This window comes from Amycolatopsis sp. H20-H5 (assembly GCF_035828755.1).
Lineage (GTDB): Bacteria > Actinomycetota > Actinomycetes > Mycobacteriales > Pseudonocardiaceae > Amycolatopsis.
This window is the reverse complement of sequence record NZ_JAYMZS010000001.1, coordinates 117,375-132,013: the sequence shown is the minus strand read 5'-3', so window position 1 is coordinate 132,013 and position 14,639 is coordinate 117,375. Positions and strand designations below refer to the sequence as shown.

Genomic DNA, 14,639 nt, shown 5'->3' with positions numbered 1-14,639 from the left:
CTTCACGAGAGCTCCCAGCGCGCAACCTCCTGCATCCGTGCGGGAGGTTTTTTTGTGCCCGAAACAGCTGCCAGACCGCCACGTAGGAGAAACCGTGACTCGCCAGGAGCCCGCCGATACGCCGCTGGGTGACGCGTTCCACCTCTACGACACGACCCTGCGCGACGGCGCGCAGCGCGAGGGGATCTCCTACTCCGCCACGGACAAGCTGGCCGTGGCCCGGCTGCTCGACGAACTGGGCGTCGGGTTCATCGAGGGCGGCTGGCCCGGCGCGCTGCCGAAGGACACCGAGTTCTTCGCCAGGGCTGCCGCCGGGGAACTGGTCCTCAAGCACGCGGCGCTCGTCGCGTTCGGCGCCACCCGCAAGGCGGGAGCCAAGGCGGAGCAGGACAAGCAGGTCCGCGCGCTGCTCGACTCGCAGGCTCCGGTGATCACGCTGGTGGCCAAGTCCGACCTCCGCCACATCGAGCGCGCCCTGCGTGTCGACGTCGACGAAGCCTGCGAGATGGTGCGGGACACCGTGTCCTTCCTGGTGGCCGAAGGACGCCGTGTCTTCCTTGACGCGGAACACTTCTTCGACGGCTACGCCTATTCGCCGGACACTTCGCTGCGCGTGCTCGACGCCGCCGCGAACGCCGGTGCCGACGTCCTCGTGCTGTGCGACACCAACGGCGGGCAGCTGCCGCTGGGGCTCGCCGAAACTGTCCGCGAGGTCAAGGAAAAGACCGGGTTCCGGCTCGGAATCCATTGCCAGGACGACACTTCCTGCGCCGTGGCGAATTCCATCGCCGCGGTGCAGGCCGGCGTGACGCACGTCCAGTGCACCGCCAATGGTTACGGGGAGCGGGCCGGCAACGCCGATCTGTTCGCCGTGACGGGAAATCTGGTGGCCAAGCTCGGTATGGAGGTGCTCCCGACCGGACGCGCCGCCGAGCTCACCCGGGTCTCCCATGCTCTTGCCGAAATCGCGAACATCGCCCCCTACGCCCACCAGGCTTATGTAGGGGCGTCGGCCTTCGCCCACAAGGCGGGGTTGCACGCGAGCGCGATCAAGGTGGATCCGTTGCTGTACAACCACATCGATCCACCTTCTGTCGGCAATGACATGCGGGTACTGGTCACCGAGATGGCCGGCCGGGCCAGCCTCGAGCTCAAGGGACGTGAGCTCGGGGTTGACCTGGCCGGCCAGCCCGACGCGTTGACGAACGCGATCCGGAAGGTCAAGCGGCTGGAGGCCGAGGGCTGGTCGTTCGAGGCGGCGGACGCGTCGCTGGAACTGTTGCTGCGTAGGGAGGTCGACGGCCCGCAGAGCGACGTGCTCGACGTGCCGCCGTTCGAACTCGAGTCCTACCGCGTCGTCCTTGACCACCGCGCGGACGGCGAGGTGGTGTCCGAGGCAACGGTCAAGGTGCATGTCGGCGGGCAGCGGGTGATCGCGACCGCCGAGGGCAACGGCCCGGTGCACGCGCTCGACGCCGCGCTGCGCGAGGCGCTCAGCCCGCATCTGTCCTGGTTGGACACCGTCGAGCTGGCGGACTACAAGGTGCGCATCCTGTCCGGCCATCCCGGCACCGACGCGGTGACCAGGGTCCTGGTCGAAACCACCGACGGTGCCCGCGAATGGACCACGGTCGGCGTGCACGGCAACATCGTCGAGGCCAGCTGGCTCGCCCTGTGCGACGCGCTGATCCACAAAAGCCTGTCCGTGGGCTGAGCGGCGACTCGTCGACGAGTCGTGGTCTCTTAGCGACTGAGAGACCACGATTCGTCGACGAGTCGCGTGTCGCTTTGCCGGATGATGAGTGCCGGATGAGTGCCGGAAAAGGGAGTACGGATACCGGCGTGTGTTGATCTACCCTTATGTCCGGGTCGGGGGACTCAGCGAGGGGAAATCATGCGTAGCGTTATCACCGCGGCGGCTGCTGCCGCCCTTTTCGTGCTGGCAGGCTGCGGGTCGGCCGACCAGGCGGCGTCGACCACGGACGCGCCGAAGCCGGGTGCCCAGGCACCCGCCGGGGACGAGGTCGGGGCCGCCGGTTCCGCCTGTCCGATGCCGGTGACGTTCAAGGTCGCCGCGAAGTGGAAGCCGCAGGCGTCGACGTCCGGGACCAAGCTCGGCGGGGCCGAGTTGCTCTGCGAGATCGACGCGAAGCCCGCGGGCAGCATCGGTTACGTGCGGGTCCTGCTGGCCAAGGGCGTCACGGACCCGATGGCCGCGCTGGGGGCGTACACGGCCGTCGGCAAGAACTCCGGGTTCGCCTACACCGACGTCCAGGCGGGCGCGGTCGCGGCCAAGGAGGTCACCTACACCGCCAAGTCGATGGACGTCGACCTGCCGAACCAGGTGCTGGCGGTGCCGGTCGGCGGGAATGTCGCGCTGGTCACGATCAGCAGCATCGACGCGGACCTGTTCAAGGAGATCCAGCCCGCGTTCGAACTGGCGAAGTCCAGCCTGAAGCTGACCGCCTGAGCCAGCCGGGCCGGGCGCACGTAGGATCGGTTCTCGTGCGCCTAGCCCGAATTGCCCATCCCGGTGGAGTCGCGTTCGCTTCGGTCGAAGGCGAGGGTGAAGACACCCAGGTCCTCGAAATCGCGGAGCATCCCTTCGGCAACCCGAACTTCACCGGCAAGCGCTGGCCGCTCGCCGACGTGCGGGTGCTGGCCCCGATCCTGCCCTCGAAGATCATCGCGATCGGCCGGAACTACGCCAAGCACGCGGCCGAGTTCGGCAACGAGGTGCCGCAGGCCCCGATGACCTTCATCAAGCCCTCCACCAGCGTGATCGGCCCCAACGCGGCGATCAAGCGGCCCGGCGGGGTCGGCCGGATCGACTTCGAGGGCGAGCTGGCCGTCGTCATCGGCCAGCCGGTCAAGAACGTCACCGCCGCCCGCGCGGCGAGCGTGATCCTCGGGTACACCGTGGCCAACGACGTCAGCGCCCGTGACCTGCAGAAGTCCGACGGGCAGTGGGGCCGCGCCAAGGGGTACGACACGTTCTGTCCGCTCGGCCCGTGGATCGAGACCTCGCTCGACCCCTCGGACCTCGCGCTGCGCTCCGAAGTGGACGGTGAACTCAAGCAGGACGGCCGCACCTCGGATCTGGTGCACAAGATCCCCGAGCTGATCGAGTTCATCTCCGGCGTGATGACGCTGCTGCCCGGCGACGTCATCCTGACCGGCACCCCCGAGGGCGTCGGCCCGATCACCGACGGCCAGGAGGTGTCGATCACCATCGAGGGCATCGGCACCCTGACCAACCCCGTCCAGGCTCTCTAACCCCGGTCGAGCTCGACGGGCTCGGCCGCCCGCCGGGCGAAGTCCGGGGCGTGCTCCGGACGGAAACCGAGGCCCACCAGGCGGGCTGGCACGATGTTCAGCGCCGGGAACAGGGTGAACGCCTTGAGCAGCGCCGCCGGCGGCCCGTTGCGCCTGCCCTCCATCACCGGGCGCATCATCACCCGGTGCAGCCCGCGCTGCAGGCCCTGCACCAGCAACGTGGGCAGCCGCCGCCGCGCCCGCACCTTCGCCAGTTCCTCGCCGGTCGGCCGCCCACGCAGGAGCGGGCCTGCCAGTAACGCCGCCGTGGCGACCGCGTCCTGCACCGCGAGGTTGACGCCCACCCCGCCGACCGGCGACATCGCGTGCGCGGCGTCCCCGATGCAGAGCAGCCCGTCGACGTGCCAGCGGCGCAGCAGGTTCAGGCGGACGTCGAGGTGCTTGACGTCGTCCATTTCCGTCAGGCTCTCCACCCGGTCCGCGAACCTCGGGTACACCTGCGCCACGTTCTCGCGGAACCGTTCGATGCCTTGGAGCGCTAGGTTTACGCCCTTCGGGGCCATATAGGCGATTTGGAAGTACCCTGCCCGCGGGATCGCGACGGCGAAGCGCCGGTTGTGCAGCTGCGGGACGAGCGTGTCGCCCGCTTCACCCTCGTGGCGGGGAAGCCGGAACCACCACGCGTCGAACGGCGTGGCGTACTCCTTGGGCACCAGCCCGGCTTGCCGGCGCGCGAGCGACCAGCGGCCGTCCGCGGCCACCACGAGATCGCTGCGGAGTTCGCGGGTCTCGCCGTCGGCGGTGCGGTATCGGACGCCCGCCACGCGCCCGCCTTCGCGGAGCAGTCCGGTCACTTCGGTGCTGAGCCGCAGGTCGAACGTCGGTTCGCCGCGAGCGGAGTCGGCGAGCAGGTCGAGAAAGTCCCATTGCGGGGCCATGGCGACGTAGGGGCGAGCGACCTTCAGTTTGCTGAGATCCGCGAAGACCAGCTGGGTGCCGTCCGGCTTCGGGAGCGAGATCTGCTGGATCTCGCTGTGGGGCAGCGCGTTGAACTTCTCGCCCAGCCCCAGTTCGTCGAGCAGGGTCAACGTCGACGGGTGCACGGTGTCGCCCCGGAAGTCCCGCAGGAAGTCGCCGTGCTTCTCCAGCACCGTGACCTTCACCCCGGCCCTGGCCAGCAGTAAGCCCAGCACCATGCCCGCGGGCCCGCCTCCGACGACTACGCACTGCCTGTGCTCGGTCATCTCACCCTCCCGTTATTCATCAATCGTTGAATAAACTCAGGATGCACCGGGCCCACCGGTGCGTCAAGCGTTCAGGCGACGGATACGCTGAACGGGTTATGAGTGAGACTTCTGAGGTTCGCGCGCGCTTCTGTCCCTCGCCGACCGGCACCCCGCACGTCGGGTTGATCCGCACGGCGCTGTTCAACTGGGCCTTCGCCCGGCACAACGGCGGCAAGCTGGTGTTCCGCATCGAGGACACCGACGCCGCCCGCGACTCGCAGGAGTCCTACGACCAGCTGCTCGACGGGCTGCGCTGGCTCGGCATCGACTGGGACGAAGGCCCCGAGGTCGGCGGCGAGTACGGGCCGTACCGGCAGAGCGAGCGCCGCGAGATCTACGCCGACGTCGCCGCGAAGCTGCTCGCGGCCGGGGAGCTCTACGAAGCCTTCTCGACCAACGAAGAGGTCGAGGCGCGCCGCAAGGCGGCCGGTCAGGACCCGAAGCTGGGCTACGACAACTTCGACCGCGACCTCACCGACGCCCAGCGCGACGCCTTCCGCGCCGACGGCCGGGCGCCCGTCCTGCGGCTGAAGATGCCTGCCGAGGACCTCGCCTGGACCGACCTCGTGCGCGGGGACATCAGCTTCCCGGCGGGCACGATCCCGGACCCGGTGCTGGTCCGCAACAACGGCGAGCCGCTGTACACGCTGACGAACCCGGTCGACGACGCGCTCATGCGGATCACCCACGTGCTGCGCGGCGAGGACCTCCTGCCGTCGACCCCCCGCCAGCTCGCGCTCTACGCGGCGCTACGGCGCGTCGGCGTCGCCGAGTTCACCCCGGAGTTCGGGCACCTGCCCTACGTGATGGGTGAGGGCAACAAGAAACTGTCCAAACGGGATCCTTCGTCGAACCTTTTCCTCTACCGCGATCGCGGCTTCATTCCCGAGGGCCTGCTCAACTACCTCGCGCTGCTCGGCTGGGGCATCGCCGACGACCGTGACGTGTTCAGCGTGGCCGAGCTCGTCGAGGCTTTCGACGTCACCACGGTCAGCGCCAACCCGGCGCGCTTCGACGTCAAGAAGGCCGAGGCGATCAACGGCACGCACGTGCGCGCGCTCGACGCCGGGGACTTCGTCACCAGGGTGATCCCGTACCTGAGCGCGGGTGGTGTCCTGCCGGAACAGCCGGACGACGCCCAGCTCGCGAAGCTCGCGGCGATCGCCCCGCTGGTCCAGGAGCGCGTCACCGTCCTTTCCGAATCAGTCGACATGCTGCGGTTCCTGTTCATCGACGAGGCGAAGTTCGCGCCCGAGGAGGCCGCGGCCACCAAGGTGCTCAACGCCGACGCCGAGCCCGTGCTGCGCGCGTCGATCACGGCGCTGGAAGCGCTGGAGTCGTGGGAGACCGCGGCGATCGAGCAGGCGCTCAAGGACGCCCTTGTGGATGGTCTGGGATTGAAGCCCCGCAAGGCTTTCGCCCCTGTCCGGGTGGCGATCACGGGGCGCACGGTGTCGCCGCCGCTGTACGAGTCGATGGAGCTTCTCGGGCGCGAGACCTCCCTGGCCCGGCTGCACCGGGCCGTGCCGGGGCACTGAGCCGACCCGCGGTCCATCGACTGGGAGTAGAGCCGCTGCGCCGGAACGGAGCAGCGGCTGTCACCTCGTTGGCCGAATCGCGAACGCGCCGGGTGTCCTAGCCTCACTTGGTGGATTCCGCTTTTGCTCGCCGTGCCCGAACTCCGACAGTCCTCGCCGGACCCGGTCAGCCCGATCCGTGGTCACCGCCGGAGTTGCACCTGGTGTGCCTGGACATCGACGACACCCTGATCGACTGCACCGCGGCGCTGCGCGGCACCCTGCAAGCGCTGACCGGCCGCGCCGACCTGTGGCCGCTGTGGGACCTGATCACCGAGGAGCACGTCGCGCTCGTCGTCGCGGGTGGGATCGACTACGCGACGATGCACCACCGGCGCACCGAATGCTTCCTCGCCGAGATCGGGATCGTCGCCGACGCAGACCAGGTGGCGAGTTTCGAACTCCGCCGCCGTGAGCTGCTCTCGCTGTCCTGGCAGCTGTTCGACGACGTCCTGCCCTGCCTGGACTGGCTTCGTGCGGCAGGCGTGCTGCTGGCCGCCGTGACGAACGCCTCCGGGGTGCACCAGCGGCAGAAAATCGCCGACCTCGGGCTCGCGCCGTACTTCGATCACGTGGCCATCGCCGGTGAACTCGGAGTAGCCAAACCCGACCCTGTGATCTTCCACTCGGTCTGCCTCGGACTCGCCTGCGAGCCGGCCAGGACGGTGCACGTCGGCGACAAACTCGACACCGACGCCATCGGCGCCCGTGACGCCGGACTCGGCGCCGTCTGGCTCGACCGCGACGGCATCGCGGAGCGGGCGCCGGCCGGGGTGCACACGTTGTCCAGCCTCGAAAAGCTCCCTGAGCTGCTCGTTTCCGAGTTCGTGACGGTCGGTGTCCCGGCGCAGCGGGCAGCCGAGACCCCCGCGTTCACCGGGTGAAACAGCGTGCTCTAGTATTTCTCTTCGTGCGGTGCTGAGCCAATCAAGCTGTCTGGTCTTGCTTCGAAGTGACTCAGCGTCTCACTGGGGTATGGTGTAATTGGCAGCACGACTGGTTCTGGTCCAGTTAGTCTAGGTTCGAGTCCTGGTACCCCAGCTGCAGAGAGTGACCCCCGTCGAAACGGCGGGAACCCGGTCTGGTAAGTTGTCTCTCGCAAGAAACAACAAAAGAAGATGAAGTTCCTAAGCCCCCGTCGTCTAGCGGCCTAGGACGCCGCCCTCTCACGGCGGTAGCGTGGGTTCGAATCCCATCGGGGGTACAGTCAGCTTCCACTCAGCGCTCGTTGACCCAGGTCAGCGGGCGCTGAAGTGTTTCTGGGGTAGCTTGATTGTCCGGATGACGTGTCGTCGTCAGCAGCCGTCGTTCGACGGTGATCGCTGTCGGCAGGACGCGAACGAACCACCGCCGCGACCTTCGTCCGGCCTGGACGGTTCCCGTACGACCCTGGGGCGATCTGCTTTCCTTTGACACCTCTGGTTTGCGTGCCACACCGGTCAGGGGAGAAGCACCGAACGTGACAGCGGCTCAGCACGCGGCGCGTGCCCGGTCGCACCTCGACCGCTTGTCTTGGCCGGACGGGCCAAGTGTGTTGCCTGAGTGCGCAGTTCCTGCGCGATAGCGTCATCGTCGGTCTGCGCGGTGCTGTACTCCGATTGTGAGCAGTGCGCTTCTCTGCAGCGTCGAGGGCAGCGGGATCATGCCGATCCGCCGCTTTCCCGCTGGCCGATGCCGCCAGGCAGCGGTTCATCCCGGGCAGTCTGAGCAACCGATGCGGACTGTCGCGGGGCCGTCGCCCCGGCGGTCAGTGTGCTCGGCGGAGTGCTGTCGATCGAGCTCCTGCCGGTCCGCCGCCCTGGAACACGGCAAGACAACAGCATGGAGTGAGCTATGGCCAGATCGTCTGCTGAAATGCCCGCCCGCCCCGAGCTGAACGGTGTGGGCTGGGAACACCACGTGCACCGCTCGGCCCATCGCTGCGGTCGCGTCGAGATCCGGCCGCCACGCGAGGAGGACAAAGCGCCGCTGATGGCTGCCGTACGGAGGAGCGCGCAGCACATTGCCCCGTGGAACCACGTCCCGGATGAGGACAACGACTTCTGGGACATGCTCGCGAAATCGGAACTCAATACCGAGCCGGTGTTCCTAGTCATCAACCGAGCCGACGGTGGCATCGCCGGAAAGATCACTGTCTACAATATACTTCGCGGATCTTCGCAAACCGCCACGGTGGGCTACGACGCGTATCTGCCCTACGCGGGCACCGGCCGGATGACAGAAGCCCTGCGCCTCGTGGTCGACCAGTGCTTCCTGGCGGCGGAGGGACTCGAGCTGCACCGCCTGGAGATCAACATCGCACCCGACAACATCCGGTCGGTCGCGCTCGCGCACCGGCTCGGGTTTCGCCGCGAGGGGATATCGCCCCGGTTCCAACGCCTCAACGGAGCCTGGCGCGGCTGCGTGCGGCTGGCGCTGACGGCGGAGGAATGGACACCACTGGAATGCTGCGATGCTGGTCCGTTCCGACGCTGGGTGTCGCCCACTCCGTATAGCGCCGGCCGCACGTAGATCTAATGGCGGATGCCTTCCCCGCTGAACGTCAAGATCGCCTGCCGTGACCGCCTGAACCTGCCTGTCTTGGTGACGCGGACAAGATCGTCCAGATGCCCGCCGAAGATGGCGATCAGAAGATCGACTTCGGTGAGTGCGTGAAGCTCCACTGGCGAGACTCGCGGGTACCGCCACGGCGCAATCGCCCGCGGCCGCGTCGGCTTGCAGCCCGCACGGCGTGGTGAAACATGCGTGCGCCGCACTGGTGCCCGCGTGTCAGGTCGAAGGCCAAGCGTTGGGGCAGTGAGGCCCAGGCATACACACCTTGTCCCGATCGGGCATCCATTGGTGCGCGATGGTTTGCGCGTCATTCCTGTCGTAAGGCGGTGCGACATGGCATGGTGGAGTCCACGTGAAGGCAGGCCGAGGATTCTTCACCGGAAGGCACGCCATGGAACCCATCAACAGAACATATATTACGCTCTATGCCAAAGGCCTATCTGGCGATGACGAGCAGATCGCGCAGGTCGTTCCTCTGCTGTCGGTGTGCGCTCTCGATAGCACAACAGAACGCGACTTTCCCGCACTCGCCGAGTGTATGAAGATGCTGTGTCCGGCACTGGACGACTACAACGAACGCGCCTACGGCTTGAACTTGGCGTGGTATCAGAACTCCGCCGTCCTACCTATCGCTCTCGACCAGGTGACAAGCGAAGTCGCAAACTTGACGCAATTCGTTGACGACCTGACTGACGCATTTACTGATGGAAATATGTCGCTGGATGTAAAGGTTTTTCTCGGGGATGTCTCGTCGGTCTGCACTTACGCGGGAAGCGATCTCCTGCTGGTCAAAGAATCCATGCGGCCCGGCCAGGATGGCGAAGGTTCGGCCACCGGGCCAGCCGGAGGGGAAGTCGATGTACTGGGCGACATTCCATGGAGCGATGAAACCGAAAGTACGGCAGAAGACGTTACTCAAGACGCCCAGTCGATTACCCTCACCATCTTTGTCGCGGATAGCATCCCGATGTCGACGGTGTACAAAGATATGCCCTCCCTTGTCGAGCGAATGCATTCCATCGGCGTCGGCGAAGTCACGACCAGGCCAGGGACCGGGCTGGACGCGGATATTTGCGGCCTCGTCGGCGCAGGGGTGCAGCCGGCGCCAATCCAGGCGGCTGGCTTCTGCTTTTCCTGGCTGTGGAGCTACGATCCGACGAACGGGTTCCACGTCGAAGCCACGCTGGCGGGAGACGGTCTGACAAAGTCGAACCGCCGAGTGCTCGACGGCGTTCGGAACGGCGGTGACCGCTGTGGATACTTCCAGGTGGTTGACCGCGTTGTCTTCTTCAATCAGATCGAAGATCTCGATCCTGAGCTGCGCTTGCTCGGGTTGGCGATCCGAGCGCTGGACACCGGCGCCTCGATACTGGAAGCGATGGACGCGTTCGACAATGTGGGCACTGTATTCCGGGAGTATCACACCGGCCCTTGTCGGGACATCTTTCACGTTACTCCGACAAGCGATGGCAGTTTACCCTTCCCGCAGGTGAAGATTGGGATCAAAAAAGTCTACCCTCGATATCGCGTACGGGAAGACAAGGGCGGGCGGTACTTGGATGTCGAGCCCGCCTACGTCGAACATCACTCCGACGTCGAGCCTTCCGGCGCGGCACCAGAAGTGACGTGGCAGCCGGAGGACTTCCTGCTAGCCGAGGAGAGGTCTTTTGACCTGATTCTGCCGGAAGGTCTCACGCTCTGGCCAGGCTCCATGGATGCCGCGGGCCGCCGGATGGGCAACAGTTTTGGGGATGCGTTCCGGGATTACAATGAGATGGTGAGCAAAAACAGGGACCTGTTCGACCCGAAAGCCCCGGCTCGCACGAATATCGCGGGTAAGGTGTTGAGTGGCGAGGCCATGGCCAGGCAGCGGAGTGATGCACGCAGCCTATTGGCTACGCAAGCCGGGCTGGTCAAGGGCTGCGTTCCAGTCGATTGGGCGCACCAATCGGTGTTTAAGGCGGCAATCGCTCAGTTAGTCAGTCGAATATCGGATGACGGCAAGCCGATAAGGCCGTTGGAGTCTGAGAAAACCCAGATAATTGCCATGTACAACGATGGGGACAGCAAGAAGTTCTTCGCGACGTTCGAGGACCTTCGCGCTGCTTTCGCACCCATCAACGTCGCCGATCTGATAGACGCGCTGGAACAGGTAAAGGTGAAGCCCAAGGCGCTGGTCAACGTGCAGGTCGGCACGGCAACTGGTGATGCCACCTACAGTGGTGACACAGAGTGTATAGAGGTCAAGGTGGGGACCAGCTATCCGGAGTCGATCAATGTGGATATTCTCGATACGCTCAGCGGGAAGAACGGTAGCTGCTACTACGCGGCGTATATGGGCCGGGTGCTTCTTTCGGCCGATTCAGACTTCACTGAGTACGACGACACCGTGATCAAGTTGCTCAAGATCACAGGGTGGGTTACCGGCGAGATCAAGCGCGTACCCCGTCGTCGGCCGCGGCGAGACCACTTTGTGGTCACCCAGCACAGAAGCGCCGTCCAGCGCAGCGAGTTCACCGGAGTTGCCACGTATATCAAGAGTCAGGACCGCTATCGCGACCGCGAAATCAAGCAGGGGTGAACTGGATATATGCCGTGACCAGCGGCGATACCGGGTTCGTAAACGTGCAGGTGATGATTTTTGCGGAGCGCCCGGAGTTGGGTGTTCGCGGCCTCACACGATGAATGCAGCTGGCGTGGGACATCCTTTTTTAGATTCGGCCGCGGTAGTTCTCGGCGATAGCGCCGATCCACTGCATCCGCACGAGGAACTGCTGTTCGTACCATGCGCCGACCTGGTCGAGCGCGTCCCGGTCGAATCGGCTGAGGATGCGCTCGATGATCTCCCTTTCGTCGGTGGTGCCCGCATGGGCCTCGGGGTCCTCAATGGTCGCGTACACCTCTCGCGTGACCTCTCCTGCGTCGCGACTCCACCTGAGCCCGAGAGTGTCCGCGTCCTCGACGTAGAGTCGCAGAATCTCCGTCGGTTCGGTCCGGCCACCCCAGCGGGCGACTATGTAGTGCAACATGTGATGGAGCGAACAATCGGCGTCGCTCGAATGGAGTCGCAGATCCTCTGTCAGCAGTGCCAGCCAATGCTCGTCCTCCAAGGCCTCGGCCAGCGTGCCGGGCAGGAGCGTCGAGCCGTAGAGCTGCTGGCAAGCGGCACCGTACAGCAGGTCTTGCGAGCATCGCTGGCCGACGGCTTCGGCGGCTTCACTAAGGAACGCCGCGCGCAGATCCTCGGTCTCGAAGTCCTCGTCCTCCACACCCAAGTGGAGGTTGAGGTCTGGGGGCGGCACCTGCGGTTGCTTGTTCCTGTCCTCCGCCGCGATGGCGGCCGCGGTCTTGGCGATTGCGTTGGCGACAAGTGATGGGTCGCCCTCGAGGTCCCGAGCGCTCGTCGGCTTGGCGCCGGTGTAGTACTGGAGCAGCGCGATGCAGGCGGGTGGGAGCGGCGGTTCGGCGCCATACTCGCGGTGGAACCATTCGACGATTTCGGCCCAGCTCAGCTTGGGTTTCTTCCGCCAAGCCAAGATCAACCATTGCGTGATGCCGCACAGGAGTCGTTCCGTCTCGGCCTGCTCGGATTCGGCAGGCGTCGGTTCCGCACCTTTGGGTTGCATCAGTACACCTCGATTATTGTCTGGACGGTCGATTCTCGCGGTGCGATCCACGGCGGAACACCCCTCGCGGGTCGTATCGGGGTGCAGCGATGCCGACCCGTTGGGGCAAACGTTCGCGGTGGTTCCCGAGCGGTTGGGCCGCCCCGTTGTCTGATCTTGCGGTGTCGTTGGTCCATGTCACTGATCGAGGTCGCTCAGCTTGAACGACGCGTTCGCTTGTGCCGGGTGCATGGCGACTTGCGCGAGCCCCAGGTCGGCAGCTTCCCGCCGCCGTGTCCACACCGGTGGACGGGTCAGCTCGTGGCTTCGCCTCCTGCTTTCGGAATCCCGTGACCGCTAGGGCCCGTTGCCGCACAGGGGCAGGACGAGGCCGGTCTTGGTGACGCACGGGGTGTAACCCGCGTCGTGGAGTTCGGCGCGGGCGTTGCCGTTGCTGAGGTAGTCGAGCAGGTTCTTGAGCACGGAGTCGTTGTCGGGCACGCCCTGGGTGTAGAGGTACTCGACGGTCCAGAACGGGAAACCGGCGCTGATGGTGCTGACGTCGGGATAGCGGCCGTCGAGCGGGACGGAGCTGATCCTGCTGCCGCGCGCGATGTCCGCTTTGACCGCGGGGGTGTCGGAGTAGCCGATCGCGCCAGGGGTCGCGGCGATCTGGTCGAGTTGCTGGGCGGCACTGCTGCGCTCGCAGCGGATGACCGGCGCCTGGATCGCCCGTTCGGGTGAAAGACAGGAGTCCGAGGACAGGATCGTCTCCGGGTGGCCGAGCACCTTGCGCTCAAAAGTGGCACGGGTGCCCGATTCCTGGCCGCGGCTGACGATCCGGATCGGGAGCGACGGGCCGCTCCGCAGCTGCTGCCAGTCGCGGTACTGGCCGGTGTAGATGCCCCGCACCTGCTCGAGGGTGAGCCCGTCGATTCCGGTGTCACGGTTGACCACCATGCTGTAGACGATCACCGCGATGGCGTGGGCCTCGAGATCGGGCACATTCTCCGAGGGTTTCCCGTCGGACAGGACACCGAGGACGTTGTGGCTGTCGCGCCCCTGCTCGGTGGTGAACTCGTGGACGCCGTTGATGCTGCCGGTGGAGGTGACGGTGATGGTGGCCCCGGCGCAGGAGCGGCGGTATACCCCGGCGATGGTGTCGATGATCGGGGTGAACGCGCTCGATCCCTTGATGGCGACGGTTCCCCGTGCGCACCGGATCGAGGCGTCGGTGCTGCCCTGCGCGGCCGGGCCCGGGATGAGCAGGGCCGCGACCAGCACGCCGGTGAGCAGCGTCCCGGTCGCGGTGGCGACCTGCTGCCAGGTCACTCGGCGGGACTTCTTCTGGTTGCGGGGCTGGCGTTTGTCGATCTGCCCGTTGACCAGCACGCCCTTGGTCAGCTCGCTGGTGAGCTGCACCCCCTGGTCGGTTTCGGGCTCCAGCAGGACGACGAGCAGCTTGAACCGTTCCCGTTTGTCCAGCCGGAAGCCGGAAAGCACGAGCTGGTCCGGCTTCCACTCGGTGCCCGGCGGGTCGGCGGTGTCCGGCGTCCGGTCCGGACCGGCGAACCGGTGCTGCATGTTCTTTCGCGCCACCTCGCGCAGTGACGCGATCGACGGCGGGGTCGTCCGGTCGCCTGCCCGGCCGGGTTCGAGATGATCGCGGTCCGGGGCGGCGGTGCCGGTGCTGTCGACGAAGTCCAGGCTTTGCCGGACCCTGTCCCGCACGCTGTCCACCCTGACGACGCCGTGGTACTCGTCGCGGCCCGCCTCCGAGATCCGGATGTCGTGGATGACGCGGCCGCTGAACGACAGCGTGATCGCCGAGCCGAAGTCCTTCTCGTCGATCGTCTTGCTGCCGATGTTGCGGATCCGGATGACCACCACCGTCATCCGGCTCATCAGGTCGCCCATCAGGACGAGCTGGGGATCGGCGTGGCCGCGGCGCCGGTTGTCGTAGAACTCGTCCGGGCTGAGCCCGATGTTGGAGTCGTAGAGAACCCGGTACTGCAGCCTTTTCGGCCGCAGGAGGTACCGGTCGGCGAGCGGGGCGCCGAACACCAGCATGATCCCGACGGCCAGCCCGATCGTGCCGCCGCTGCCGCTGAGCACCGTTCCGACCGTCTTCAGCGCGTCGGCGAAACCTGACAGCACAACGGGCCACCTCCCCAGGCGCAAAGGTCAAGAAAGGAAACAGTACGGCCCGGCCGACGGTTCCACGGCGCTCGCGCAGGACAAGTTCACGCGTCGTTCACCTGCGATTCCGTGTACTCGCGCGCCTTTCTCACCTCGCTGGGCCCAATGCCCCTGAAGGCCACCTTCACGGCGTAAAACGCCGT

General features: G+C 66.1%; 10 protein-coding genes and 2 tRNA genes. 9 read left to right on the top strand and 3 right to left on the bottom strand.

Going from position 1 to position 14,639, the window contains the following annotated elements; genetic code table 11:
- Window positions 1–94: 94 nt before the first annotated feature.
- From cimA to QMK34_RS00615, 3 genes are all read left to right on the top strand, one after another.
- Entirely contained in the window at window positions 95–1,714 is a 1,620-nt protein-coding gene (gene cimA, locus QMK34_RS00625; protein WP_326410069.1) for a citramalate synthase, read from the top strand.
- A gap of 180 nt (window positions 1,715–1,894) precedes the next feature.
- Window positions 1,895–2,470 carry a lipoprotein gene (locus QMK34_RS00620; protein ID WP_326410066.1) on the top strand — a complete coding sequence of 192 codons (576 nt, stop codon included), beginning with the start codon at window positions 1,895–1,897 and terminating at the stop codon, window positions 2,468–2,470.
- 35 nt (window positions 2,471–2,505) lie between these two features.
- The gene (locus QMK34_RS00615; protein ID WP_326410064.1) at window positions 2,506–3,276 is read left to right on the top strand and encodes a fumarylacetoacetate hydrolase family protein; all 771 of its coding nucleotides are present in this window, start codon (window positions 2,506–2,508) and stop codon (window positions 3,274–3,276) included.
- Here the strand turns inward: QMK34_RS00615 and QMK34_RS00610 are convergent.
- A complete protein-coding gene (locus tag QMK34_RS00610) occupies window positions 3,273–4,520 on the bottom strand; it encodes an FAD-dependent oxidoreductase (RefSeq protein WP_326410062.1) in 1,248 nt (415 codons plus the stop codon). The two genes, QMK34_RS00615 and QMK34_RS00610, sit on opposite strands and share 4 nt — an antisense overlap.
- Window positions 4,521–4,618: 98 nt before the next feature.
- Between QMK34_RS00610 and gltX the strand changes: the two genes are divergently transcribed.
- The 6 genes from gltX to QMK34_RS00580 all read left to right on the top strand — a co-directional run bounded on the left by gltX (window position 4,619) and on the right by QMK34_RS00580 (window position 11,273).
- Window positions 4,619–6,100 carry a glutamate--tRNA ligase gene (gene gltX / locus QMK34_RS00605; RefSeq protein ID WP_326410060.1) on the top strand — a complete coding sequence of 494 codons (1,482 nt, stop codon included), beginning with the start codon at window positions 4,619–4,621 and terminating at the stop codon, window positions 6,098–6,100.
- Between the two features lie 203 nt (window positions 6,101–6,303).
- The gene (locus QMK34_RS00600; RefSeq protein ID WP_326410240.1) at window positions 6,304–7,023 is read left to right on the top strand and encodes an HAD family hydrolase; all 720 of its coding nucleotides are present in this window, start codon (window positions 6,304–6,306) and stop codon (window positions 7,021–7,023) included.
- Window positions 7,024–7,108: 85 nt separating this feature from the next.
- Window positions 7,109–7,180: transfer RNA gene (locus QMK34_RS00595), tRNA-Gln, on the top strand.
- Window positions 7,181–7,270: 90 nt separating this feature from the next.
- Window positions 7,271–7,343: transfer RNA gene (locus tag QMK34_RS00590), tRNA-Glu, on the top strand.
- 629 nt (window positions 7,344–7,972) lie between these two features.
- Window positions 7,973–8,650 (top strand): GNAT family N-acetyltransferase, encoded by a 678-nt coding sequence (locus QMK34_RS00585; RefSeq protein WP_326410058.1) that lies wholly within the window; start codon window positions 7,973–7,975, stop codon window positions 8,648–8,650.
- Between the two features lie 433 nt (window positions 8,651–9,083).
- Entirely contained in the window at window positions 9,084–11,273 is a 2,190-nt protein-coding gene (locus QMK34_RS00580; protein WP_326410056.1) for a hypothetical protein, read from the top strand.
- Window positions 11,274–11,403: 130 nt separating this feature from the next.
- Here QMK34_RS00580 and QMK34_RS00575 read toward each other — a convergent pair whose 3' ends face one another.
- Window positions 11,404–12,369 (bottom strand): hypothetical protein, encoded by a 966-nt coding sequence (locus QMK34_RS00575; protein ID WP_326410054.1) that lies wholly within the window; start codon window positions 12,367–12,369, stop codon window positions 11,404–11,406.
- A 285-nt stretch (window positions 12,370–12,654) separates the two neighbouring features.
- Window positions 12,655–14,454, bottom strand: coding sequence for a PstS family phosphate ABC transporter substrate-binding protein (locus tag QMK34_RS00570; protein ID WP_326410052.1), 1,800 nt, complete (start codon window positions 14,452–14,454; stop codon window positions 12,655–12,657).
- Between the last annotated feature and the right edge of the window lie 185 nt (window positions 14,455–14,639).